The following is a 22,416-nucleotide window of genomic DNA, read 5'->3' as shown; positions in this document are numbered from 1 at the left end:
GCTGTGACATCTGCGGCTCCGCCGCGTGGGCGCGACCAGCCCCCACCGGCCCGCACCGACGCAACCGCCCACCCCTACCCCGGCGCCCCCCTCAACAGCACCGTGAGCAGCCGCACCGCCCCTCGCTTGTGCAACGGCTCGTTCCCGTTCCCGCACTTGGGGGACTGGATGCACGACGGACACCCGGCGTCGCACTCGCACACGGCGATCGCCTCCAGCGTCGCCGTCAGCCAGGTGCGGGCGGTGTGGAAGGCGCGCTCCGCGAAGCCCGCGCCGCCGGGGTGGCCGTCGTAGACGAAGACGGTCGGCAGGAGCGTGTCGGGGTGCAGCGGGATCGACACGCCGCCGATGTCCCAGCGGTCGCAGGTCGCGAAGAGCGGGAGCAGGCCGATGGAGGCGTGTTCGGCGGCGTGCAGGGCGCCGCCGAGGATCTCCGGGTTGATCCGGGCCTCGTCGAGCTGGTCCTCGGTGACGGTCCACCACACCGCGCGGGTGCGCAGCGTACGAGGAGGGAGGTCGAGTTTCGTCTCGCCCAGGACCTCGCCGGTGATGAGCCGGCGGCGCAGGAAGGAGACCACCTGGTTGGTGACCTCGACGGAGCCGTAGCAGAGGCGGCCGTCGCCCCAGGGGACCTCGGTGTCCGTCTCCAGGACGGAGATGGCCGTGGTGTCGCGGGCGACCGTGGAGTACGGCGGGTCGGCCTGCTCGACCAGGGCCACCGAGTCCTCCAGGTCGAGGGAGCGCACGAGGTAGGTGCGGCCCTGGTGGAGGTGGACCGCGCCCTCGTGGACCGTGGAGTGGGCGGCACTCGCGTCCACCGTGCCCAGCAGGCGCCCCGTGCCCGCCTCGACGACCTGCACCGGGCGGCCGCCCTCGCCGCGGATGTCGGTCAGCTCGGCGGCCCGCTCCCGCCGGGTCCAGTGCCAGGCCTTCGTCCGGCGGCGCAGCAGCTTCGCGGCCTCCAGCTGCGGCAGCAGCTCCTTGCAGGCGGGGCCGAACAGGTCGAGGTCGTCGTCGGTGAGGGGGATCTCGGCCGCGGCGGCGCACAGGTGCGGGGCGAGGACGTACGGGTTGTCGGGGTCGAGGACGGTGGATTCGACCGGTTGGTCGAACAGGGCCTCGGGATGATGGACGAGGAAGGTGTCCAGCGGGTCGTCGCGGGCGACCAGGACGGCGAGGGCACCCTGCCCGGCCCGCCCCGCGCGACCCGCCTGCTGCCACACAGAGGCCCTCGTACCGGGGTACCCGGCGATCAGTACGGCGTCCAGCCCGGAGACGTCCACACCCAGCTCCAGGGCCGTTGTGGCGGCAAGTCCGAGGAGCTCCCCGGAGTGCAGCGCGCGTTCCAGGGCCCGCCGCTCCTCGGGGAGGTAGCCGCCGCGATAGGCCGCGACACGCCGGGCGAGGGAGCGGTCGACCTCGGCCAGCCGTTCCTGGGCGATGACGGAGATCAGCTCCGCGCCGCGTCTGGAGCGCACGAAGGCGACCGAGCGCACGCCCTGCACGGCGAGGTCGGTCAGCAGGTCGGCGGTCTCGGCGGTGGCGGTACGGCGGACGGGGGCGCCCTTCTCGCCGTGCAGCTCGGTCAGCGGCGGCTCCCAGAGGGCGAAGACCAGTTCGCCGCGCGGGGAGGCGTCGTCGGCGATCTCCACGACCGGCAGGCCGGTCAGCCGCCCGGCGGCGAGGGCCGGCTCGGCGGCGGTGGCGGAGGCCAGCAGGAAGACCGGGGAGGCGTCGTAGCGGGCGCACAGGCGGCGCAGCCGGCGCAGCACCTGGGCGACGTGCGAGCCGAAGACGCCCCGGTAGGTGTGGCACTCGTCGACGACGACGTACTTCAGCGACTTCAGGAAGGAGGACCAGCGGGCATGTCCGGGCAGGATCCCGCGGTGCAGCATGTCCGGGTTGGTCAGCACGTAGTTGGCGTACTGCCGGATCCACTCGCGTTCCTCGTACGGGGTGTCGCCGTCGTACACCGCCGGGCGTACTGCGTGGCCCAGAGGTTGTGAAAGTTCCTTCACGGAACGGCACTGGTCGGCCGCCAGCGCCTTGGTGGGGGCCAGGTAGAGGGCGGTGGCGCCGCGGCCGTTGGCGGCCTCGGAGCCGTCCAGCAGGGTGGACAGGACCGGCACGAGATACGCCAGCGACTTGCCGGAGGCGGTGCCGGTGGCGACCACCACCGAGTCGCCGTCCAGGGCGTGCTCGGCGGCCAGCGCCTGGTGCTCCCAGGGGTGCTCGATGCCGCACTCCTGTACGGCCGCGACGACCTCCGAACGAATCCGGTCAGGCCAGACGGCATGCCGACCCGCCCGCGGGGGCAAGTGCTCCGTATGAGTGATGCGCGAAGCCCGGCTCGGCCCGGAGGCGAGCCGGTCCAGGACCGTGCCCGGAGAGAACCCGGACACGGCCGAAACCGGCGGTCGATCGGATCGGTGATTTATGGCCATCGGGACCGAGTGTGTCACCGGCGTGACGGACAATGGGGCCAAGGCGTCGTGCACGCCTGCCGGTAAGTGATTGAATGCCATCGCGGCTGGCGAACCGTCCCGGGGGCCGCAGGCCGAGTCCCGAGGGACGACCGCTCGATAGCAAGGTGCTGGAGGATCCGTGGACCTGTCCCTGTCGACCCGTACAGTCGGCGATCGTACGGTCGTCGAGGTCGGTGGCGAAATCGACGTATATACCGCGCCCAAGCTGCGCGAGCAGCTGGTCGAGCTGGTGAACGACGGGAATTTCCACCTCGTCGTCGACATGGAGGGCGTGGACTTCCTCGACTCCACCGGGCTCGGCGTACTGGTCGGCGGCCTGAAGCGGGTGCGTGCCCATGAGGGCTCACTGCGCCTGGTCTGCAACCAGGAGCGCATTCTGAAGATCTTCCGTATCACCGGCCTCACCAAGGTGTTCCCGATCCACACCTCGGTCGAGGAAGCGGTGGCGGCCACCGACTGACCCCGGGCCGGCCGACGGACCCGGACCGCCCATCGGTCCGTGCCGTCCGGCCGGCCCTCGGCACGGGCCCGTACGCGCCGTACGGACACCCGTGTCACCCCCGCCCGTCTACGGGCCCGCGTGCCCGTGCCGCCAGCCGCTCACGGACCGCGGTGCCCGCGGCGGACGCAATCCATCGGGGGTCCGGGTTCTTCGGCGGCCCGGCCCCCTACCGCACGCCCGTAGTTCCGAGGGGGACGCATGGCCACCGTTGAACTCCGCTTCAGCGCGCTGCCCGAGCACGTCCGTACCGCCCGACTGGTGGCGGCGGCGGTGGCGCGCAGGGCCGGAGTGGACGAGGCCGTCCTGGACGAGGTCCGGCTGGCCGTCGGCGAGGCGTGTTCCCGTGCCGTGGGCCTGCATCAGGTCGCCGGTATCGCCGAGCCGGTGCGGGTGGCGCTGATCGAGGAGGAGAAGCAGTTCTCCATCGAGGTCGGCGACGAGGCACCCCGTTCCGTTCCCGGTGACCGGACGTCCGGCGGCGCGGCGGAGCTCGACGTGGACGCCGAGGAGGACGAGATGGGCCTCGCGGTCATCAGCGGCCTCGTCGACGACGTGGAGGTCACCGCAGGGGAGCACGGCGGGCTGATCCGCATGACCTGGCCGACGACCCCGCCCGGAGTCGCGCTCACCTGAGAGTGATACCGGTCACACCGTCCGTCTCCGAAGGGCCCCACCGGGTGGGGCCCTTCGGCGTTTCCGCCTGTCCGCATGGCCGCGTCAACCACGCGCCGGTCGTACAGTGATCTCGTGCGATGGATTTAGTGAATTCATTCACGATCAATCAGGCGATAATTCGATCAAGTAAACGCCGCCGTCAATGCTTTTGGAGCATTACCGCTTTCGGGTTCGTCGATGCGACCTCGATCATTTGCTGAAGAGCACGAGAAGGCCAATTCCGTTTACCGTCCCCTGTTTAGATCACTCGCGGGTACCTACAATCCGTCCACATCTTGAGCTCAGTCCAAGCGTCAAGGAGGACGAATGGCGGGGCTTTCTACCCCTCATCAGTTGGGCCACCCCACAACCTTCGCAGCCGCGGTCCTGACCGACGACAATCGGGCCCTGGTGGCGGTCATCGCCGTCGTCGCGCTGGCCGCGCTCGTGGTCGCCTGGATCCTGGTGCGCCAGGTACTCGCGGCGGGCGAGGGCACCGACAGCATGAAGAAGATCGCGGCGGCGGTCCAGGAAGGCGCGAACGCCTATCTGGGCCGACAGTTGCGCACCCTCGGCGCATTCGCCGTCGTGGTGTTCTTCCTGCTCCTGCTGCTGCCCGCGGACGACTGGAATCAGCGCGCCGGCCGGTCGATCTTCTTCTTGATCGGCGCGGTCTTCTCGGCGACCACCGGTTATATCGGCATGTGGCTCGCCGTACGCAGCAATGTGCGCGTCGCCGCTGCCGCCAGGGAAGCCACTCCGGCGGCGGGTGAACCAGAAAAGGATCTCACCGCCGTCTCGCACAAAGCCATGAAGATCGCTTTCCGCACGGGCGGCGTCGTCGGCATGTTCACGGTGGGGCTCGGCCTGCTCGGCGCCTCCTGTGTGGTGCTGGTGTACGCGGCCGACGCGCCGAAGGTGCTCGAAGGCTTCGGCCTCGGAGCCGCCCTGATCGCCATGTTCATGCGAGTCGGCGGCGGCATCTTCACCAAGGCCGCCGACGTCGGCGCCGACCTGGTCGGCAAGGTCGAACAGGGCATTCCGGAGGACGACCCGCGCAATGCCGCGACCATCGCGGACAACGTGGGCGACAACGTCGGCGACTGCGCGGGCATGGCGGCCGACCTCTTCGAGTCGTACGCCGTGACCCTGGTCGCCGCGCTGATCCTCGGCAAGGCCGCCTTCGGCGACTCCGGACTGGCCTTCCCGCTTCTGGTGCCGGCCATCGGCGTGCTCACCGCGATGATCGGCATCTTCGCGGTCGCCCCGCGCCGCAGCGACCGCAGCGGCATGAGCGCCATCAACCGCGGCTTCTTCATCTCCGCGGTGATCTCGCTCGTGCTCGTCGCGATCGCGGTCTTCGTCTACCTGCCCGGGAACTACGCGGACCTGCACGGCATCTCCGACGCGGCCATCCGGGCCAAGGACGGCGACCCGCGGATCCTCGCGCTCGTCGCGGTCGCCATCGGCATCCTGCTCGCGGCCGTCATCCAGCAGCTGACCGGCTACTTCACCGAGACCAACCGGCGTCCGGTCATGGACATCGGCAAGACCTCGCTGACCGGCCCGGCCACCGTGGTCCTCGCCGGTATCTCGATCGGCCTGGAATCGGCCGTCTACACCGCTCTGCTGATCGGCCTCGGCGTCTACGGCGCCTTCCTGCTCGGCGGTACGTCGATCATGCTCGCGCTGTTCGCGGTGGCGCTGGCCGGCACCGGCCTGCTCACCACGGTCGGCGTCATCGTCGCCATGGACACCTTCGGGCCGGTCTCCGACAACGCCCAGGGCATCGCCGAGATGTCCGGGGACGTCGAGGGCGCGGGCGCGCAGGTGCTCACCAACCTGGACGCCGTCGGCAACACCACCAAGGCCATCACCAAGGGCATCGCCATCGCCACCGCCGTCCTCGCGGCGTCGGCGCTCTTCGGGTCGTACCGGGACGCGATCACCACGAACGTGCAGGACGTGGGCGCGAAACTCAGCGGTACGGGCGCCCCGTTGACCCTGTCCATGGACATCTCGCAGCCCAACAACCTGGTCGGCCTGATCGCCGGCGCGGCGGTCGTCTTCCTCTTCTCCGGACTCGCCATCAACGCCGTGTCGCGGTCGGCGGGTTCGGTGGTCTTCGAGGTGCGGCGGCAGTTCCGCGAGCACCCCGGGATCATGGACTACACGGAGACGCCCGAGTACGGCAAGGTCGTCGACATCTGCACCAAGGACGCCCTGCGCGAGCTGGCCACGCCGGGACTGCTCGCCGTGATGGCGCCCATCTTCATCGGGTTCACACTCGGTGTCGGAGCGCTCGGCTCCTACCTCGCGGGCGCGATCGGCGCCGGCACCCTGATGGCGGTGTTCCTGGCCAACTCCGGTGGTGCCTGGGACAACGCCAAGAAGCTGGTCGAGGACGGCCACCACGGCGGCAAGGGCAGCGAGGCCCACGCCGCCACGGTGATCGGCGACACGGTCGGCGACCCCTTCAAGGACACCGCGGGACCCGCGATCAACCCGCTGCTCAAGGTCATGAACCTGGTCTCCCTGCTCATCGCACCCGCGGTGATCAAGTTCTCCTACGGCCATGACAAGAGCGTCGGCGTCCGGATCACGATCGCGGTCCTCGCGCTGATCGTGATCGTCGGCTCGGTCTACGTCTCCAAGCGGCGCGGCATCGCCGTCGGCGACGACGAGGACAGCGCCGAACGGGTGGCCAAGCCGGCCGATCCCGCGGTGGTTTCGTAGGCGGTCTTACGACGCCCACCGGGGCCCTCGCGAGCCTCGCGAGGGGGGACCGGTCAACGAGCGGGCGGATGGCGTGTGCTGACACGCCGTCCGCCCGTTTCGCGTGCCGGGGCGCTCGCCGTCGGTCGTGCGCGGGAGTGGGCTCGGGGGCGGGAATGTGCGCGTCGTCTCGTCGTGAGCCTTCTCTCCCTTGGTGCAAAATTGCCCAAAAGTGAACTTAATGGGTGCTTCCATGAGGGTGCTGTCCGTCCGCCGTGTAGATTCCGGGGGCCGAGAGCCATGGAAGGGACCGATCCGGTGAACAAGAAGCTCGCGGCCGCACTGTCCGGCGGCGCGGTACTGGTGGTGGCGCTGTCCGGGTGCAGCAGCAACAAGGGCACCGACCCGAAGCTGATCGCCTGGGCCAAGACCGTGTGCGACGCGGTGCCGGCGCAGGACGCGAAGATCAAGGCGGCGAACGAGGCGATCTCCACGGCGGTCTCGGACACCACGAGCTCGCCCACGACCATCCAGAAGACCGACTCCCAGGCCTTCCAGGACATGTCCGACGCCTACAAGGCGCTCGCCTCCGCCATCAGCGGTGCCGGCGCGCCCCCCGGGGTGGAGGAGGGCGCCAAGCGCCAGCAGAACGTGGTCACGACCCTCAACAGCCTCTCCGCCTCCTATGCCGACCTGAAGAAGAAGGTCGACGCGCTCGACACCAAGAACCAGGCCAAGTTCGCGTCCGGTCTGCAGGACATCGCCTCCCAGACGACGCAGCTGGAGACGCAGAGCAAGAGCGGCACGGCGGCGCTGCAGGCCCTGGAACAGGGCGAGGTCAAGGACGCGATCGCCGAACAGGCCAGCTGCAAGAAGGTCTCCGCGACGGCGACGACCGGGGTGTCGACCCCCGCGTCGGGGTCGACGCCGTCTTCGTCGGCGTCCGCGTCCTCGTCCGCATCCTCCTCCTCGTCGACCGCGGGCTGAGACAAGGAACTGCCCCGGCCTGCGAGGCCGAGCCTCCGGGGCCGGGGGCGGGGCCGGGGGTAGGGCGAAGGCCGGGGCCGGGGGCCGGAGCCGGCGCCACGCGCTGAGGCCGGGTGCCGGGCCCCGGTGGTTCGGGGCCGGGTCCCGAGTCCGGTGGTCCCGAGTCCGGTGGTCCCGGGTTCCGTGGTCCGGAGTCGTGTGCTGAGTCCGCGGTCGGGCGGTGCCACGGGCCACAATGGAGGGCGTGACTGACTCCGGCCTCGCCCCCCTGCCCGCCTCCGACCGCCCCGACGCCGCCGCCCGGCTGCGCGCCGCCCTGCTGGACGCGTCCTTCACCGCCGACGGGCTGCTCGACCTGCTCGGCGCGCCCGCGTACGCGGCGCTGGCCCGTAGCGAGACGGTGCCCGCGCTGCGGGCGACCCGCGGTGACGCGCCCCTTGAGACGCTCGTCCGGCTGTTCCTGCTCCAGCAGCCCGTGCCGCACGCGCGCGTGGCCGGCGTGCTGCCCCTCGACGACCTCGTGGACAGCGGCTGGCTGACCCGGGTGGGCGGCGACGAGTTCGCGGCCACCGTGGACGTACGGCCGTACGGCGGGCCCGACGGCGAGGACTGGTTCATCGTGTCCGACCTCGGGTGCGCGGTCGGCGGCGCCGGCGGCATCGGGCAGCGGCACGAGGGTGTGGTCCTCGGGGTCGGCGGCGCGTCCACGACGCTCGCCGGCATCACCGTCCGTACGCCCGTCGCGGCCGCCCTCGACCTCGGCACCGGCTCCGGGATCCAGGCGCTGCACGCCGCCCAGCACGCCACACGCGTGACGGCGACCGACGTCAACCCCCGCGCCCTGCACATCACGGCGCTCACGCTGGCGCTCTCCGGCGCGCCGGCGGCCGAGCTGTCCGAGGGCTCGCTGTTCGAGCCGGTCAAGGACGGGGAGACGTTCGACCTGATCGTCTCCAACCCGCCGTTCGTGATCTCGCCGGGCGCCCGGCTGACGTACCGGGACGGCGGGATGGGCGGGGACGATCTGTGCCGCTCGCTCGTTCAACAGGCCGGGGAGCGGCTGAGCGAGGGCGGGTTCGCGCAGTTCCTCGCCAACTGGCAGCACGTCGCGGGGGAGGACTGGCAGGACAGGGTCAGGTCGTGGGTGCCGCGCGGCTGCGATGCGTGGATCGTGCAGCGCGAGGTGCAGGACGTCAACCAGTACGCCGAGTTGTGGCTCCGGGACTCCGGTGACCACCGCGGGGACTCGGCGGAGTACCAGGCGCGGTACGACGTGTGGCTCGACGAGTTCGAGGCGCGCAAGGTGAAGGGGGTGGGATTCGGCTGGATCACGCTGCGGAGGACGGGTGCCGCCGTGCCCTCGGTCACCGTGGAGGAGTGGCCGCATCCGATCGAACAGCCGCTCGGCGAGACGATCCGCGCGCACTTCGACCGGCTCGACTACCTCCGTGCCCACGACGACGCGGATCTCCTGGAGGGCCACTTCCGGCTCGCCGTCGAGGTGGTCCAGGAGCAGGTCGGGCTGCCCGGCGCCGAGGACCCGGAGCACGTGGTGCTGCGCCAGCACCGCGGGATGCGCCGCGCGACCAAGGTGGACACGGTCGGCGCCGGGTTCGCGGGGGTGTGCGACGGCACGCTGAGCGCGGGGCGGATTCTCGACGCCATCGCGCAACTGATGGGTGAGGACCCGGTGCTGCTGCGCGACCGGACGCCCGCGCAGATCCGGCTGCTGGTGGAGCAGGGGTTCCTGGAGCCTGCGGTCTGACGGACCGGAAGGTGTGCCCGGCGGGTCCCTGGGACACGCCGGGAGGGGAAAGAGCCGGAAAAATCTGGCCGGAACGTTCGCCCTGCGGTTCAACGCCCGTCCAGCGCCGGTCCCATGCCGCTCCCATCCGGTCCCATGCCCGTCCCATGCCCGTCCAGCACCGGTCCGTCGCTGCACTGCCGCTAGTCCGTCGATCGAATGTTCGAGAAGGTTGCGCCCGCTCGTTCACCTCGATTTCGCCCGCCGGCCTCCCGCCTGCCGCCCGTGCGTGCCATTCTCCGGGCGCTGGGCAGTCGCAGGCGGCAGGGAAGGGGCGCGCGGGCCATGGAGAGCGGACCGGCGATCTTCGCGGGGGTGGTGTTCGCCCTGTTCGGGGGCGCGCTGCTCGTGTGGACCGGCACCCGGCTCCGGCGCGGCGAATCCGTCGCCCAGGGTGTGAGCCAGGTCGCATCCGCGACCCTCGCGACCCTCGCCGCGATGATCTCGCTGGGACTCGGGGCGTACTGCCTGACCCGCCTCTGAGCCCGTCCGCGACGGTGCGGCCCGGGTGATCGGAGCCTCACGCTCCGGACGGTGCCGGGAGAGCGACCGGGGACTCCGGGCGGCAGGAATGGCGGTAGTCGGGTTACCGTTCGAGTGGCCGTTGTGGGCTTTTCCCGTTTGACACGGGGGCGGGATGTACCGTCACACTCCGCAGCGTCACCAAGTGAGCGGGCATCCGTGCCCGTGCCACGACCCCGGGAGCAAGGCCTGGGGAGGCCCCAGCGTCGACCGGAGAGAAGAGCGAAGTTGTCCCCGACCAGCGAGACCGCACAGGGCGGCCGCCGACTCGTCATCGTCGAGTCGCCTGCCAAGGCGAAGACGATCAAGGGCTATCTGGGCCCCGGATACGTCGTCGAAGCGAGCGTCGGGCACATCCGTGACCTTCCCAACGGCGCCGCGGAGGTGCCCGAGCAGTACACCGGCGAGGTCCGGCGCCTCGGCGTGGACGTCGAGCACGACTTCCAGCCCATCTATGTGATCAACGCCGACAAGAAGGCCCAGGTCAAGAAGCTCAAGGACCTGCTGAAGGACTCCGACGAGCTCTTCCTCGCCACCGATGAGGACCGCGAGGGCGAGGCCATCGCCTGGCACCTCCAGGAGGTCCTCAAGCCGAAGATCCCCGTCAAGCGGATGGTCTTCCACGAGATCACCAAGGACGCGATCCGGGCCGCCGTCGCCAACCCGCGCCAGCTCAACCAGAAGCTCGTCGACGCCCAGGAGACCCGCCGCATCCTCGACCGCCTCTACGGCTACGAGGTCTCGCCGGTCCTGTGGAAGAAGGTCATGCCGCGTCTGTCGGCCGGCCGTGTCCAGTCCGTGGCGACCCGGCTCGTGGTGGAGCGGGAACGCGAGCGCATCGCGTTCCGGTCCGCCGAGTACTGGGACCTGACGGGCACCTTCGGAACAGGCCGGGCCGGTGATCCGAGCGACCCGTCGTCCCTGGTCGCGCGCCTCCAGGCGGTCGACGGCCGGCGGGTGGCCCAGGGCCGCGACTTCGACTCGCTCGGGCAGCTGAAGAGCGCGAACATCCTCCACCTCGACGAGGCGAACGCCCGCGCGCTGGCCGCCGCCCTGGAGAACACCCGGTTCGCGGTCCGCTCGGTCGAGTCCAAGCCGTACCGCCGCTCTCCGTACGCCCCGTTCCGTACGACGACCCTCCAGCAGGAGGCCTCGCGCAAGCTCGGCTTCGGTGCGAAGGCCACCATGCAGGTGGCCCAGAAGCTGTACGAGAACGGCTACATCACGTACATGCGTACGGACTCCACGACGCTGAGCGACACCGCGATCGCGGCCGCCCGCGCCCAGGTCACGCAGCTGTACGGCGCCGACTACCTGCCCTCGGCCCCGCGGACCTACGCCGCGAAGGTCAAGAACGCGCAGGAGGCGCACGAGGCGATCCGCCCCTCCGGTGATCGTTTCCGCACCCCCGCGGAGACCGGTCTCACCGGCGACCAGTTCAAGCTCTACGAGCTGATCTGGAAGCGGACCGTCGCCTCCCAGATGAAGGACGCGACCGGCAACAGCGTGACCGTCAAGATCGGTGGCACCGCCGCCGACGGCCGCGACGTCGAGTTCAGCGCCTCCGGCAAGACGATCACCTTCCACGGCTTCCTGAAGGCCTACGTCGAGGGTGCCGACGACCCGAACGCCGAGCTGGACGACCGCGAGCGCCGGCTGCCCCAGGTCGCCGAGGGCGATGCGCTGTCCGCCGAGGAGATCACGGTCGACGGGCACGCCACCAAGCCCCCGGCCCGCTACACCGAGGCCTCGCTGGTCAAGGAGCTCGAAGAGCGCGAGATCGGCCGCCCCTCGACGTACGCGTCGATCATCGGCACGATCCTCGACCGGGGATACGTGTTCAAGAAGGGGACGGCCCTGGTGCCCTCCTTCCTGAGCTTCGCCGTGGTCAACCTCCTGGAGAAGCACTTCGGCCGACTGGTCGACTACGACTTCACCGCCCGGATGGAGGACGATCTCGACCGCATCGCCGCCGGCCAGGCGCAGGCGGTGCCGTGGCTGAAGCGCTTCTACTTCGGCGAGGGCGGCGAGGACACGGCCACGGGCGGCGCGGCCGACGCCGGCAACGGCGACGGGGACCACCTCGGCGGCCTCAAGGAGCTGGTGACCGACCTGGGCGCGATCGACGCGCGCGAGGTGTCGTCGTTCCCGGTGGGCAATGACATCGTGCTCCGGGTCGGCCGCTACGGCCCCTACATCGAGCGCGGCGAGAAGGACTCCGAGGGCCACCAGCGCGCGGACGTCCCCGAGGACCTGGCACCGGACGAGCTGTCCGTCGAGCTCGCGGAGGAGCTGCTCGCCAAGCCGAGCGGCGACTTCGAGCTGGGCGCCGACCCGGAGAGCGGCCACCAGATCATCGCCCGTGACGGCCGCTACGGCCCGTACGTCACCGAGGTGCTGCCCGAGGGCACCCCGAAGACCGGCAAGAACGCGGTCAAGCCGCGCACCGCCTCGCTCTTCAAGACCATGTCCCTGGACACGGTCACCCTGGCGGACGCGCTGAAGCTGATGTCGCTGCCGCGGGTCGTCGGCGCCGACGCCGAGGGCCAGGAGATCACCGCGCAGAACGGGCGCTACGGGCCGTACCTGAAGAAGGGCACGGACTCGCGTTCGCTCACCTCCGAGGACCAGCTCTTCACGATCACCCTCGAAGAGGCGCTGGCGATCTACGCCCAGCCCAAGCAGCGCGGCCGGGCCGCCGCCAAGCCGCCGCTGAAGGAGCTGGGCACCGACCCGGTCAGCGAGAAGCCGGTCGTGGTGAAGGACGGCCGCTTCGGGCCGTACGTCACCGACGGGGAGACCAACGCGACCCTGCGCTCCGGCGACAGCGTCGAGGAGATCACCCCGGAGCGCGGCTACGAGCTGCTCGCCGAGAAGCGGTCCAAGGCGCCCGCCAAGAAGACGGCGAAGAAGGCGCCCGCGAAGAAGACCGCGGCCGCCAAGAAGGCCGCGCCGGCGAAGAAGACGGCGGCCAAGAAGACCACCGCGAAGAAGACGACGACCACCGCGAAGACGGCGGCCAAGAAGGCGACGGCCTCCCGGACGGCGACCGCGGAGGACTGAGCCCGGATCGAGCCGGGCGCGGGACCGGGAGGGCCGAGACGCCCCCCGGCCCTCACATCGGCTTCGCAATGTGCACGCCCCGGCATCAACTTGGTGTCGGGGCGGGCGTACCTGTGGACGGTCGCCGCAGGCTGTCGTCGGCTGCCGATAGGCTGAAAGCATGACGCGAGCCGAGCAGCCAACGGCCCCCCAGACAGATCCGGACGACGCGCTGGTAGCGGATTCCCGCGAGCGCGCCGTTCGCTCGCTGCTGCGCCGACCCGAGTTGAGGCGCTTGTGGAGCGCCCAGCTGGTGAGCGGGATCGGTGACAGCCTGGCGTTGCTGGTGCTGGTCGTGCTCACGCTCCAGGCAGCCGTCGCCCAGGGTTCCTTCGGCGGCGGCTACCGAGGTGCGGCGCTCGCGGTGGCGATCGTCTTCGGGGTGCGCATTCTGGCCACCCTGCTCTTCGGCGCGGTCCTGCTGGGCCCGCTGACGGCGCTGACCGCACAGGACGGCCCGCTCGACCGGCGCTGGACCATGGTCGGCGCCGACGGTCTGCGCACCGTCCTGCTGATCATCGCGCCCCTGTGGATCGACTGGACCCCGGCGAACGCCCTGACGCTCCTGCTGGTGACGGGCTTCGTCACCGGAGTCGCCGAGCGCTTCTGGACCGTCTGCCGGGAGAGCGCGGCCCCCGCGCTGCTGCCCGCGCCGCCCCTGGAGGGCGCGACGGTACGCCCGCTCCCCGACCACCTGGACGCCCTGCGCCGGCTGTCGCTGCGCACGACGTTCCTGGCGATCCCGCTCGCGGCCGCCGCCCTGGTTGTCGCGTCGCTGGTCAACAACCTGCTGGGCACCGGCATCGCCTGGTTCGCCCAGCACCAGGCGGCCCTCGCCTCGTACGTGGCGGCCGGCCTGTTCGCCGCCTCCCTGTCGGTGCTGGTCTACCTGGAGGTGCCCGGCACCCGCACCCCGCGCGCGCGGTCCCCGCTGGAGGGCCTGCGCCGACCCAGGACCGCCGCCGGCGTCGAGACGGGCCGCACCGGCGCCATCCCGCTCCTGGTACTGGCCTGCGCCGCGGTGGCCGGAGCGGTCGCCGCGGCCGTCTCCGTCGCCGTACTGGACGCCAGGGACCTGCACGGCGGGCCGGTGCTGTACGGCCTGCTGGTGCTCGGGCTGACCGGCGGGGTCGCCGTCGGCATCCGTACGGCGCCCGCCCTGCTGCCGACGCTCTCGCGCCGCCGGCTGCTGTCGCTCGCGATCGCCTTCACCGGCATCGCGCTGCTGGCCGCGGGGCTGGTCCCGGACGTCACCACCGTGCTCCTGATCGTCACGCTGGCCGGTATCGGCGCGGGCGTGGCCGCCAACACCGGGCACACCCTGCTCGACCAGGAGACCGAGGACTCCCGCCGGACGCGGACCACCGAGCACCTGCACGCGGTGGTCCGGGTCGCCATGGCGCTCGGCGCGCTGATCGCCCCCCTGGTGGCCGCGCTGATCGGGCCGCACCGGCTGGAGAACGGCAAGTTCGTGTTCGCGCACGGCGGAGCCGCGTTCACGCTGATGCTGGTCGGCGCGCTGCTGCTGCCGGTGGCCGCCCTGGTGCTGGCCAAGGTCGACGACCGCGCGGGCGTACCGCTCCGCCACGACCTGCGTGACGCGCTGCTCGGCGGCGACGACCCGGCGCAGGCACCCACGGCCAACGGTTTCTTCATCGCCCTTGAGGGCGGCGACGGCGCCGGCAAGTCCACCCAGGCCGAGGCCCTCGCCGAGTGGATCCGCGCCAAGGGCCACGAGGTCGTCCTCACCCGTGAGCCCGGCGCCACGCCGGTCGGCAAGCGGCTGCGCTCGATCCTGCTCGATGTCTCGTCCGCCGGTCTGTCGCACCGCGCGGAGGCGCTGCTGTACGCCGCCGACCGCGCGGAGCACGTCGACACCGTCGTCCGGCCCGCCCTGGAGCGCGGCGCGATCGTCATCTCCGACCGCTACATCGACTCCTCCGTCGCCTACCAGGGCGCGGGCCGCGACCTGTCCCCGACCGAGGTCGCCCGCATCAACCGGTGGGCGACCGACGGACTCGTCCCGCATCTGACCGTCCTGCTGGACGTGGTGCCGGAGACCGCCCGCGAACGCTTCACCGAGGCCCCCGACCGGCTGGAGTCGGAGCCCGCCGAGTTCCACGCGCGCGTGCGGGCCGGTTTCCTGACGCTGGCCGCCTCCGACCCCGGCCGCTACCTGGTGGTCGACGCCGGCCAGGAGCCCGAGGCCGTCAGCACCGTCATCCGGGCCCGGCTCGACACCGTGCTGCCGCTGTCCGAGGACGAGATCAGGGCCGCCGAGGAGGCGCGCAGGAAGGCCGAGGAGGAGGCCCGCCGCAAGGCCGAGGAGGAGGCCGCGCGCAAGGCCGAGGAGGAGCGCCTGGAGCGTGAGCGCCAGGAGCAGCTCGCCAAGCTGCGCGCCGAGGAGGAGGAGCGCAAGCGCCGCGAGCTGGAGGAGGCGCAGCGCCGCGAGGCCGAACGGCAGGCGGAGGAGGCCCGGCTGCGGGCCGAGGAGGCGCGTCGGCGGGCCGAGGAGGAGCAGGCTCGGCTGCTCGCCGAGGAGAAGGCCCGCGCGGAGGCCGAGGCCCGTCGCAAGGCCGAGGAGGAGCAGCGCCGCAAGCGGGCCGAGGAAGAGGCCCGGCTGCGCGCCGAGGCCGAGGAACGGCGCCTGGAGAAGCAGCGCAAGGCCGAGGAGGCGCTGCTCAAGGCGGAGCAGGCACGGCGTGCCGCGGCGGAGGCGGCGGCAGCGGCCGACGTGGCCGTCCAGCAGTCCGCCGTACGGCAGCCGACGGCTCCCGGTGTCACCCCGGAGGCGACGACCATGCCAACACCGGTGGTGAAGCCGGAGGCCGGGGCCGACGAGACGAAGGTGCTGCGCCCGGTGCGGGACGAGCGGGCGGCCAGGGCCCAGGAGTCCGACGCCGAGGTGACGGCGGAGCTGCCGCAGCCGCCGGTGCGGCCCGCGCGGTCGGCCGACGAGACCGCGGTGCTGCGGCCGGTGCCGCCGGGTGCTGCCGACGAGACGGCGGTGCTTCCGCCGGTGCCGTCCGGTGCCGCGGACGAGACGGCGGTGCTCCCGGCGGTGCCGTCCGGTGCCGCCGACGAGACCGCCGTGCTGCCTCCCGTGCGCGACGAGGCCGCCGCTCCTGACGATGCCCCGGCGGACCGGATGCCGCCCGGGTTCTTCCGGGACGAGCGGGCGGGCCGGAACCCCGACGGCTCCGAGGGCAGCACCCGCGAGCTGCCGCAGGTCGACGCCGACACCGGCGGCCCGGCCCGGCGGCAGCGCCCCCGGCCCGACTGGGCCGAGGAGACCCCGCTGGACGACCTGCCGTCGCTGGCGGACGAACTGCTGGGGAACTACGAGGAGCCGGATCACGGCGACGAGCGGGGCCGCAGGGGCCGCGGTCGGCGCGGCTGAGTCTCCCGGCGCGGGGGCGGTGCGGGTCGGGGACACCGGCCGGTGCCGCCCCCGTCGCCGTGGGCGGGAGCCGGCGGGACCGGCTGTCCCTCCCGGTCGTCCGCGGACCTCGTTGTCAGTGGGCACCCGCACAATGGAGTCCGGACCACGGAACCGGTGGGCTTCGGGTCCCTGCGTATTCGGATCGGTTCGTATGACGAAAGGGCGGCGTGACCCATGACCGTGTGGGACGACCTCGTCGGGCAGGAGCGGGTGAGCGAGGTGCTCACCGCCGCCGCCCGGGACGCCGACGCCCTCGTCACCGCGGCCGCGGCCGACCAGCCGCCGCCGGAGTCGTCCAAGATGACGCACGCCTGGCTGTTCACCGGCCCGCCCGGCGCCGGCCGCAACCAGACGGCGCGGGCCTTCGCCGCCGCCCTCCAGTGCGTGAGCCCGGACCGGGCCCTGGGCGGCGCCCCCGGCTGCGGCTTCTGCGACGGCTGTCACACCGTGTTGATCGGCACCCACGCGGACATCACCACGGTCGCCGCCGTCGGCGCCGAGATCCTGGTCAAGGACATGCGTGACACGGTCCGCAAGTCCTACACGTCCCCCGCGACCGGCCGCTGGCAGATCATCCTGGTCGAGGACGCGGAGCGGCTGAACGAGAAGTCGGCCAACGCCGTCCTCAAGGCCGTGGAGGAGCCCGCCCCCCGCACCGTCTGGCTGCTCTGCGCCCCCTCGCTGGAGGACGTGCTGCCCACGATCCGCTCCCGCTGCCGCCATCTGAACCTGAGCACGCCCTCGGTGGCGGCGGTCGCCGACATGCTCGTCCGGCGCGAGGGCGTCGAGCCCCAGGTGGCCGAGGCCGCCGCCCGCGCCACCCAGGGGCACGTGGACCGGGCTCGTCGGCTGGCCACCGACCCGGCCGCCCGCGCGCGCCGCGCGGCCGTGCTGAAGCTGCCGCTGCGGCTGGACGAGGTCGGCGCATGCCTGAAGGCGGCACAGGAGCTGGTGGACGCGGCGGCGGAGGACGCCAAACAGCTCGCCGAGGAGATGGACGGCAAGGAGACCGAGGAGCTGAAGGCGGCGCTCGGCGCGGTCCAGGGCGGGCGGCTGCCGCGCGGCACGGCGGGCGTGATCAAGGACCTGGAGGACATGCAGAAGCGCCGCCGGACCAGGACCCAGCGCGACAGCCTCGACGTCGCCCTCACCGACCTCACCGGCTTCTACCGCGACGTCCTCGCCCTCCAGCTGGGGTCCAGGGTCGCGATCGCCAACGCGGACGCCGAGGACGCCCTGGAGCGGCTGGCCCGGGCCGGCTCGGCCGAGGCCACGCTGCGCCGGATCGAGGCGATCGCCTCCTGCCGGGACGCCCTCGACCGCAATGTGGCGCCGCTGCTGGCGGTGGAGGCGATGACGATGGCGCTCAGAGCGGGCTGACGCCCCGAACGGCGGCGTCCGGGCGAACCTCTGTCGCCGAGGTGCGGGGCGTTGACCGGGGTCACCCGTACGAGCCACAGTCGCTCGGTACGCCACGGAGATCATTTCTCGGCGTTACGCTCGAATGATGCACATCAGGCGAATCGCCCGCCAGGCCCCGATCCGGTCCCGGACCCACGCCCGGACCACGGCGGCCGCCCTGCTCTCGGCAGCCGCCCTGCTCGCCTCCGGGTGCTCCTCCTCGGGGAACGCGTCGGCATCGACACCGGCGTCCACCACGGCCGGCGCCGCCCAGCTGGCCGCACTGCCCCGCTCGACACCGTCGTCGCTGGCGCGCTACTACGACCAGAAGCTCACCTGGCGCGACTGCGGAGTCCCCGGATTCCAGTGCGCCACGATGAAGGCCCCGCTGGACTACGCCGATCCGGGCGCGGGTGACGTCCGGCTGGCCGTCGCCCGGAAGAAGGCGACCGGCAAGGCGAAGCCGCTCGGTTCGCTGCTGGTCAACCCGGGCGGGCCGGGCGGCTCGGCGGTGGACTACCTCCAGCAGTACGCGGGCATCGGCTACCCCGCCGAGGTGCGGGCGCGCTACGACATGGTCGCCGTGGACCCGCGCGGGGTCGCCCGCAGCGAGCCCGTGCAGTGTCTGAACGGGCGGCAGATGGACGCCTTCACCGAGACCGACATGACCCCCGACGACCAGAAGGAGACGGCCCGGCTGGTGGCGGAGTACAAGGCGTTCGCGGAGGCCTGCGGGACGCACTCGGCGCAGCTGCTGCGCCATGTCTCCACCGTCGACTCGGCGCGGGACATGGACATCCTGCGGGCGGTGCTCGGCGACCCGAAGCTGAACTACGTGGGGGCGTCGTACGGCACCTTCCTCGGCGCGACCTACGCGGGCCTGTTCCCGGAGCGGGTCGGCCGGATGGTCCTGGACGGCGCGATGGACCCCTCCCTGTCCGCGCGGGAGCTGAACCTCCAGCAGACGGCGGGGTTCGAGACGGCGTTCCGGTCCTTCGCCGAGGACTGTGCCAAGCGCGCCGACTGCCCGCTCGGCCCCAAGGGCAGCACGCCGACGCAGATCGCCGACAACCTCAGGACGTTCTTCCTGAAGCTGGACGCGCACCCCGTCCCGACCGGTGACCCGGACGGCCGCAAGCTGACCGAGTCCCTCGCGACGACCGGCGTGATCGCCGCGATGTACGACCAGGCGGAGTGGGAGCAACTGCGCGACGCCCTGCACGCGGCGATGAAGGACAACGACGGCGCGGGTCTGCTCGCCCTCTCCGACAGCTACTACGAGCGGGACTCCGACGGCCGCTACTCGAACCTGATGTCCGCCAACGCCGCGGTGAACTGCCTGGACCTGCCGCCCGCCTTCACCGGCCCCGCGCAGGTCGAGAAGGCGCTGCCCGCGTTCGAGAAGGCGTCCCCGGTGTTCGGCCCGAACCTGGCGTGGGCCTCGCTGAACTGCGCGTACTGGCCGGTGCGGGCCATGGGGGAGCCGCACCGGATCGAGGCGAAGGGCGCCGGGCCCATCGTCGTCGTCGGCACCACCCGGGACCCGGCGACCCCCTACCCCTGGGCCCGCTCCCTGGCCCGCCAGCTCTCCTCGGGCCGCCTCCTCACCTACGTCGGCGACGGCCACACCGCCTACGGCCGGGGCAGCGCCTGCATCGACTCGGCGATCAACACCTACCTCCTCGACGGCACCCCGCCGGCGGAGGGAAAACGCTGCTCATAACCCCTGCGGCCGGCCCCGGAACCCCCGCTCCGGAGCGTGTGCGGAGCACCCCCGGAAACTGTGTAGACTTACCGACGTCGCTGATCGCACCATAGTGCGGGCGACGCGCCGCTTTAGCTCAGATGGCCAGAGCAACGCACTCGTAATGCGTAGGTCTCGGGTTCGAATCCCGAAAGCGGCTCTCTTTGAACCCCGGGTCAGGACTCTGATCCGGGGTTTTCTCGTTCCGGCGGGCGGCATTCGGGTGAAAAGTAACGGTATGATCGTTGTTCGGTAGGGTGCTGTGCGGAGTGGTCCCGGGTGTCGCCCGGGGTCGGGAAGCAGGCCGAAGTGGCCGTCGAGTGGGACGACACCGAAGCTCTCAGCCACGCCCATGACCGCTTCCTGGGCAGTCGTCCGGTGGGCGGCAGGGTCCGTGAGCCGGTACTGCGCTCCTGGCAGCGATCCCGTTCGCGGGGCGTCGCGGCCGATCACATCGACGTCCTCTACCACCAGGATCTGGACTTCGGCGGCCTGCTCGACCAGCTCGCCGGACCCGTCCTGGACGACCTCGCGTCGAGGGTGTCCGGGATCAAGGTGTGCATCGCCCTCTGCGACGAGCAGGCACGGGTACTGGCGCGCCGCGTCGGCGAACCCTCGCTCAACGGCTTCCTCGACACCATTCAGCTCGCCCCCGGCTTCGGCTTCCCCGAGCCCGGCGTCGGTACCAACGGCATGGGCACCGCGCTCGCGGCCAGGCGCCCGTCGTTCATCTGCGGGCGCGAGCACTACGCGGACATCATGCGCCCCTTCGCCTGCGCCGCCACCCCCATACGCGACCCGCTCAGCGGGCGGATCCTGGGGGCGCTGGACCTGACCTGCGACCACAAGGACGCCGAGGTCTCCATGCTGGACCTGGTCAGCGAGACGGCGGAGCTCATCGAACAGCGTCTGCTCGGGCAGATCCGGGGCCGTGAACGGGCCCTGCTGCAGTCGTATCTGCGGGCCCGGCGCCAAGCGGGCCTGGCGGCGGACCGGTCCGGTCCGCCGGTCCGCACCGGACTGCTTCCCGACGACCGGCTGGAGCAGCGGGACCGCATCCTCCTGCTGGAGAAGGCGGCTGAAATGATCTCCACGGGGCGCACCGGCCTCACCGAGGCCGGACTCGCCCACGGACGGGTCGCCGTCCTGCTGAGCCGGCCGGTGCACAGCCCCACCGGGATGACCGGGCTGGCCGTGGAGGCCGTACTGCCCGACGGCGCGCTGCGCCGCCTGGACTCCACAGCGGCGAGGCCGGCCGAGCCGATCGTCGAACCGGCCGACAGCCCCGGCGTACGCGAACCGCCCGCCCCGCCGCGTTCGCCGCCGGCCGCCACCCGATGGCTGGTCGCGGTGGGGGAGGCGGGCGTGGGGCGGCTCGCGCTGCTGTCCCGGCAGCGTCTTTCGCTGCTCACCGAAGCCGGCTGCCGGATCGGCTCCACTCTCGATGTGACCCGTACCGCCGAGGAGCTGACCGAGGTCGTCGTCCCCAAGTTCGCCGACTTCGCCGCCGTCGACCTGTCCGATGCCGTGCTGGGTGGCGAGGAGCCGCCGGGCCCGGGTGAGGCGACCCGGCGGGTCGCGCTCAGGGGAGTCCGCGCGAACTCGTCGCTGCACGAGGTGGGCACACTGATCACACCTGCCCCGGCCACCCCGCAGGCGATCAGCCTGACCACCGAGGAGTCGATCCTCGAACCGGACCTGAACGCCGCGCCCGGGTGGACCACCCAGGATCCGGCCCGTGCCGCCCGGATCCGCGAGGCCGGCATCCACTCGCTCATCACGGTGCCGCTGCGCGCCCGGGGCGCGGTCCTCGGCGTGGTCAGCTTCTACCGCTCCGAACAGCCCGGCCCCTTCGAGGGGGACGACCTCTCACTCGCCGAGGAGCTCGTCAGCCGCGCGGCGGTCTGCATCGACAACGCCCGCCGCTACACCCGCGAGCACTCCGCGGCCCTCGCCCTGCAGACCAGCCTGTTGCTGCACGAGGTGCCCGAGCAGAACGCCGTCGAGGTCGCCCACCGCTACCTGCCGGCGCGCGGCGGGGCCAGCGGCGACTGGTTCGACGTCATCCCGCTCTCCGGCGCCCGGGTGGCACTCGTCGTCGGTGACGTGGTCGGCCGCGGAGTACGTGCCTCGGCCACGATGGGGCGGCTCTGCACGGCGGTGCGCAACTTCTCCGACCTCGACCTGCCGACCGACGAGGTCCTGGCCCATCTCGACGACCTGGTCGCCCGCCTCGAACTCGAACAGGAGGGGCGGGGCCGGGCCGGGGAGGTGATCGCCGGCGCCACCTGTCTGTACGCGGTCTACGACCCGGCCTGCCGGCGCCTCACCATGGCCAACGCCGGGAACCCGGCACCGGTGCTGGTCCGCCCGGACGGAACCGTGGACCGTCCCGAAGTGCCGACCGGGCCGCCTCTCGGCCTGGGCGGCGGCCCGTTCGAGACCGTCGACGTGGAGCTGGACGAAGGCAGCGAGCTGGTGCTCTTCACCAACGGCCTGTTCCGCGACCGCTCCTGGGACGCCGACACCATGCTCACGGCGATGCGCGACGTGCTCGCCGGCCCCGCCCGCACCCCGGAGCAGGTCTGCCGCACCCTGCTGGAGACGCTGCTCCCCTCCGGGCCCCAGGACGACGTGGCGCTGCTGGTCGCCCGCACCCGCGCACTGGACGACAGCCAGGTGGCGCGATGGGACCTGCCGGTCGACCCGGCGGCCGTCTCCGGGCTGCGCTCGGCCGTGACCGGGCAGCTCGTCGACTGGGGACTGGAGGAGCTGGCGTTCGCCACCGAGCTGGCCGTCAGCGAGCTGGCCACCAACGCCATCCGCTACGGCGGTCCGCCGATCCAGGTACGACTGCTCCGTGACCGCGCGCTGGTCTGCGAGGTCACCGACGGCAGCAGCACCTCGCCGCGGCTGCGCCGGGCCAAGAGCACCGACGAGGGCGGCCGGGGTCTGTTCCTGGTCGCGCAGCTCACCAGTCGCTGGGGCACCCGGTACACCGGCGACGGCAAGGTCATATGGGCCGAGCAGCCCTACCCGTGATCCCGGCAGCCGCCC

General features: G+C 72.1%; 12 protein-coding genes and 1 tRNA gene. 12 read left to right on the top strand and 1 reads right to left on the bottom strand.

Going from position 1 to position 22,416, the window contains the following annotated elements:
* Nucleotides 1–74 precede the first annotated feature (74 nt).
* Complete coding sequence (gene sftH / locus IEZ11_RS14835) at nt 75–2,525, bottom strand: DEAD/DEAH box helicase (RefSeq protein WP_189263198.1); 2,451 nt, start codon at nt 2,523–2,525, stop codon at nt 75–77.
* A 79-nt stretch (nt 2,526–2,604) separates the two neighbouring features.
* Here sftH and bldG point away from each other — a divergent pair, with 79 nt between their 5' ends.
* The 12 genes from bldG to IEZ11_RS14775 all read left to right on the top strand — a co-directional run bounded on the left by bldG (nt 2,605) and on the right by IEZ11_RS14775 (nt 22,401).
* Nucleotides 2,605–2,946: an anti-sigma factor antagonist BldG gene (bldG, locus tag IEZ11_RS14830; RefSeq protein ID WP_010986038.1), complete on the top strand. Its 342-nt coding sequence runs from the start codon at nt 2,605–2,607 to the stop codon at nt 2,944–2,946.
* Between the two features lie 240 nt (nt 2,947–3,186).
* On the top strand, nt 3,187–3,621 hold the full coding sequence (locus tag IEZ11_RS14825) for an ATP-binding protein (RefSeq protein ID WP_189263197.1): 435 nt from the start codon (nt 3,187–3,189) through the stop codon (nt 3,619–3,621).
* A 348-nt stretch (nt 3,622–3,969) separates the two neighbouring features.
* On the top strand, nt 3,970–6,378 hold the full coding sequence (locus IEZ11_RS14820; RefSeq protein WP_189263196.1) for a sodium-translocating pyrophosphatase: 2,409 nt from the start codon (nt 3,970–3,972) through the stop codon (nt 6,376–6,378).
* Nucleotides 6,379–6,657: 279 nt separating this feature from the next.
* The gene (locus IEZ11_RS14815) at nt 6,658–7,344 is read left to right on the top strand and encodes a small secreted protein (protein ID WP_189263195.1); all 687 of its coding nucleotides are present in this window, start codon (nt 6,658–6,660) and stop codon (nt 7,342–7,344) included.
* Nucleotides 7,345–7,579: 235 nt separating this feature from the next.
* Complete coding sequence (locus IEZ11_RS14810) at nt 7,580–9,109, top strand: DUF7059 domain-containing protein (RefSeq protein WP_189263194.1); 1,530 nt, start codon at nt 7,580–7,582, stop codon at nt 9,107–9,109.
* Nucleotides 9,110–9,433: 324 nt separating this feature from the next.
* A complete protein-coding gene (locus IEZ11_RS14805; protein WP_189263193.1) occupies nt 9,434–9,631 on the top strand; it encodes a hypothetical protein in 198 nt (65 codons plus the stop codon).
* A 267-nt stretch (nt 9,632–9,898) separates the two neighbouring features.
* On the top strand, nt 9,899–12,733 hold the full coding sequence (topA, locus tag IEZ11_RS14800) for a type I DNA topoisomerase (RefSeq protein ID WP_189263192.1): 2,835 nt from the start codon (nt 9,899–9,901) through the stop codon (nt 12,731–12,733).
* A 160-nt stretch (nt 12,734–12,893) separates the two neighbouring features.
* The gene (tmk, locus tag IEZ11_RS14795; protein ID WP_189263191.1) at nt 12,894–16,172 is read left to right on the top strand and encodes a dTMP kinase; all 3,279 of its coding nucleotides are present in this window, start codon (nt 12,894–12,896) and stop codon (nt 16,170–16,172) included.
* 216 nt (nt 16,173–16,388) lie between these two features.
* Nucleotides 16,389–17,594 (top strand): DNA polymerase III subunit delta', encoded by a 1,206-nt coding sequence (locus IEZ11_RS14790; RefSeq protein WP_189263190.1) that lies wholly within the window; start codon nt 16,389–16,391, stop codon nt 17,592–17,594.
* Nucleotides 17,595–17,721: 127 nt separating this feature from the next.
* A complete protein-coding gene (locus tag IEZ11_RS14785; RefSeq protein ID WP_189263189.1) occupies nt 17,722–19,338 on the top strand; it encodes an alpha/beta hydrolase in 1,617 nt (538 codons plus the stop codon).
* A gap of 107 nt (nt 19,339–19,445) precedes the next feature.
* A tRNA-Thr gene (locus IEZ11_RS14780) sits at nt 19,446–19,519 on the top strand.
* A 119-nt stretch (nt 19,520–19,638) separates the two neighbouring features.
* Complete coding sequence (locus IEZ11_RS14775) at nt 19,639–22,401, top strand: SpoIIE family protein phosphatase (RefSeq protein ID WP_229713019.1); 2,763 nt, start codon at nt 19,639–19,641, stop codon at nt 22,399–22,401.
* The last annotated feature ends 15 nt before the right edge of the window (nt 22,402–22,416 follow it).

Source organism: Streptomyces fuscichromogenes (assembly GCF_014645815.1).
Classification (GTDB): Bacteria; Actinomycetota; Actinomycetes; order Streptomycetales; family Streptomycetaceae; genus Streptomyces; species Streptomyces fuscichromogenes.
The sequence above is the reverse complement of the archived record's forward strand: the minus strand, read 5'-3'. Positions and strand labels throughout refer to the sequence as shown.

Excerpts from the sequence above, each read along its gene's own strand:
- IEZ11_RS14825 (WP_189263197.1), top strand. The coding sequence starts at position 3,187 with ATGGCCACCGTTGAACTCCGCTTCAGCGCGCTGCCCGAGCACGTCCGT.
- IEZ11_RS14805 (WP_189263193.1), top strand. The coding sequence starts at position 9,434 with ATGGAGAGCGGACCGGCGATCTTCGCGGGGGTGGTGTTCGCCCTGTTC.
- IEZ11_RS14820 (WP_189263196.1), top strand. The coding sequence starts at position 3,970 with ATGGCGGGGCTTTCTACCCCTCATCAGTTGGGCCACCCCACAACCTTC.
- IEZ11_RS14790 (WP_189263190.1), top strand. The coding sequence starts at position 16,389 with ATGACCGTGTGGGACGACCTCGTCGGGCAGGAGCGGGTGAGCGAGGTG.
- sftH (WP_189263198.1), bottom strand. The coding sequence starts at position 2,525 with ATGGCATTCAATCACTTACCGGCAGGCGTGCACGACGCCTTGGCCCCA.
- tmk (WP_189263191.1), top strand. The coding sequence starts at position 12,894 with ATGACGCGAGCCGAGCAGCCAACGGCCCCCCAGACAGATCCGGACGAC.
- IEZ11_RS14815 (WP_189263195.1), top strand. The coding sequence starts at position 6,658 with ATGGAAGGGACCGATCCGGTGAACAAGAAGCTCGCGGCCGCACTGTCC.
- IEZ11_RS14785 (WP_189263189.1), top strand. The coding sequence starts at position 17,722 with ATGCACATCAGGCGAATCGCCCGCCAGGCCCCGATCCGGTCCCGGACC.
- IEZ11_RS14810 (WP_189263194.1), top strand. The coding sequence starts at position 7,580 with ATGGAGGGCGTGACTGACTCCGGCCTCGCCCCCCTGCCCGCCTCCGAC.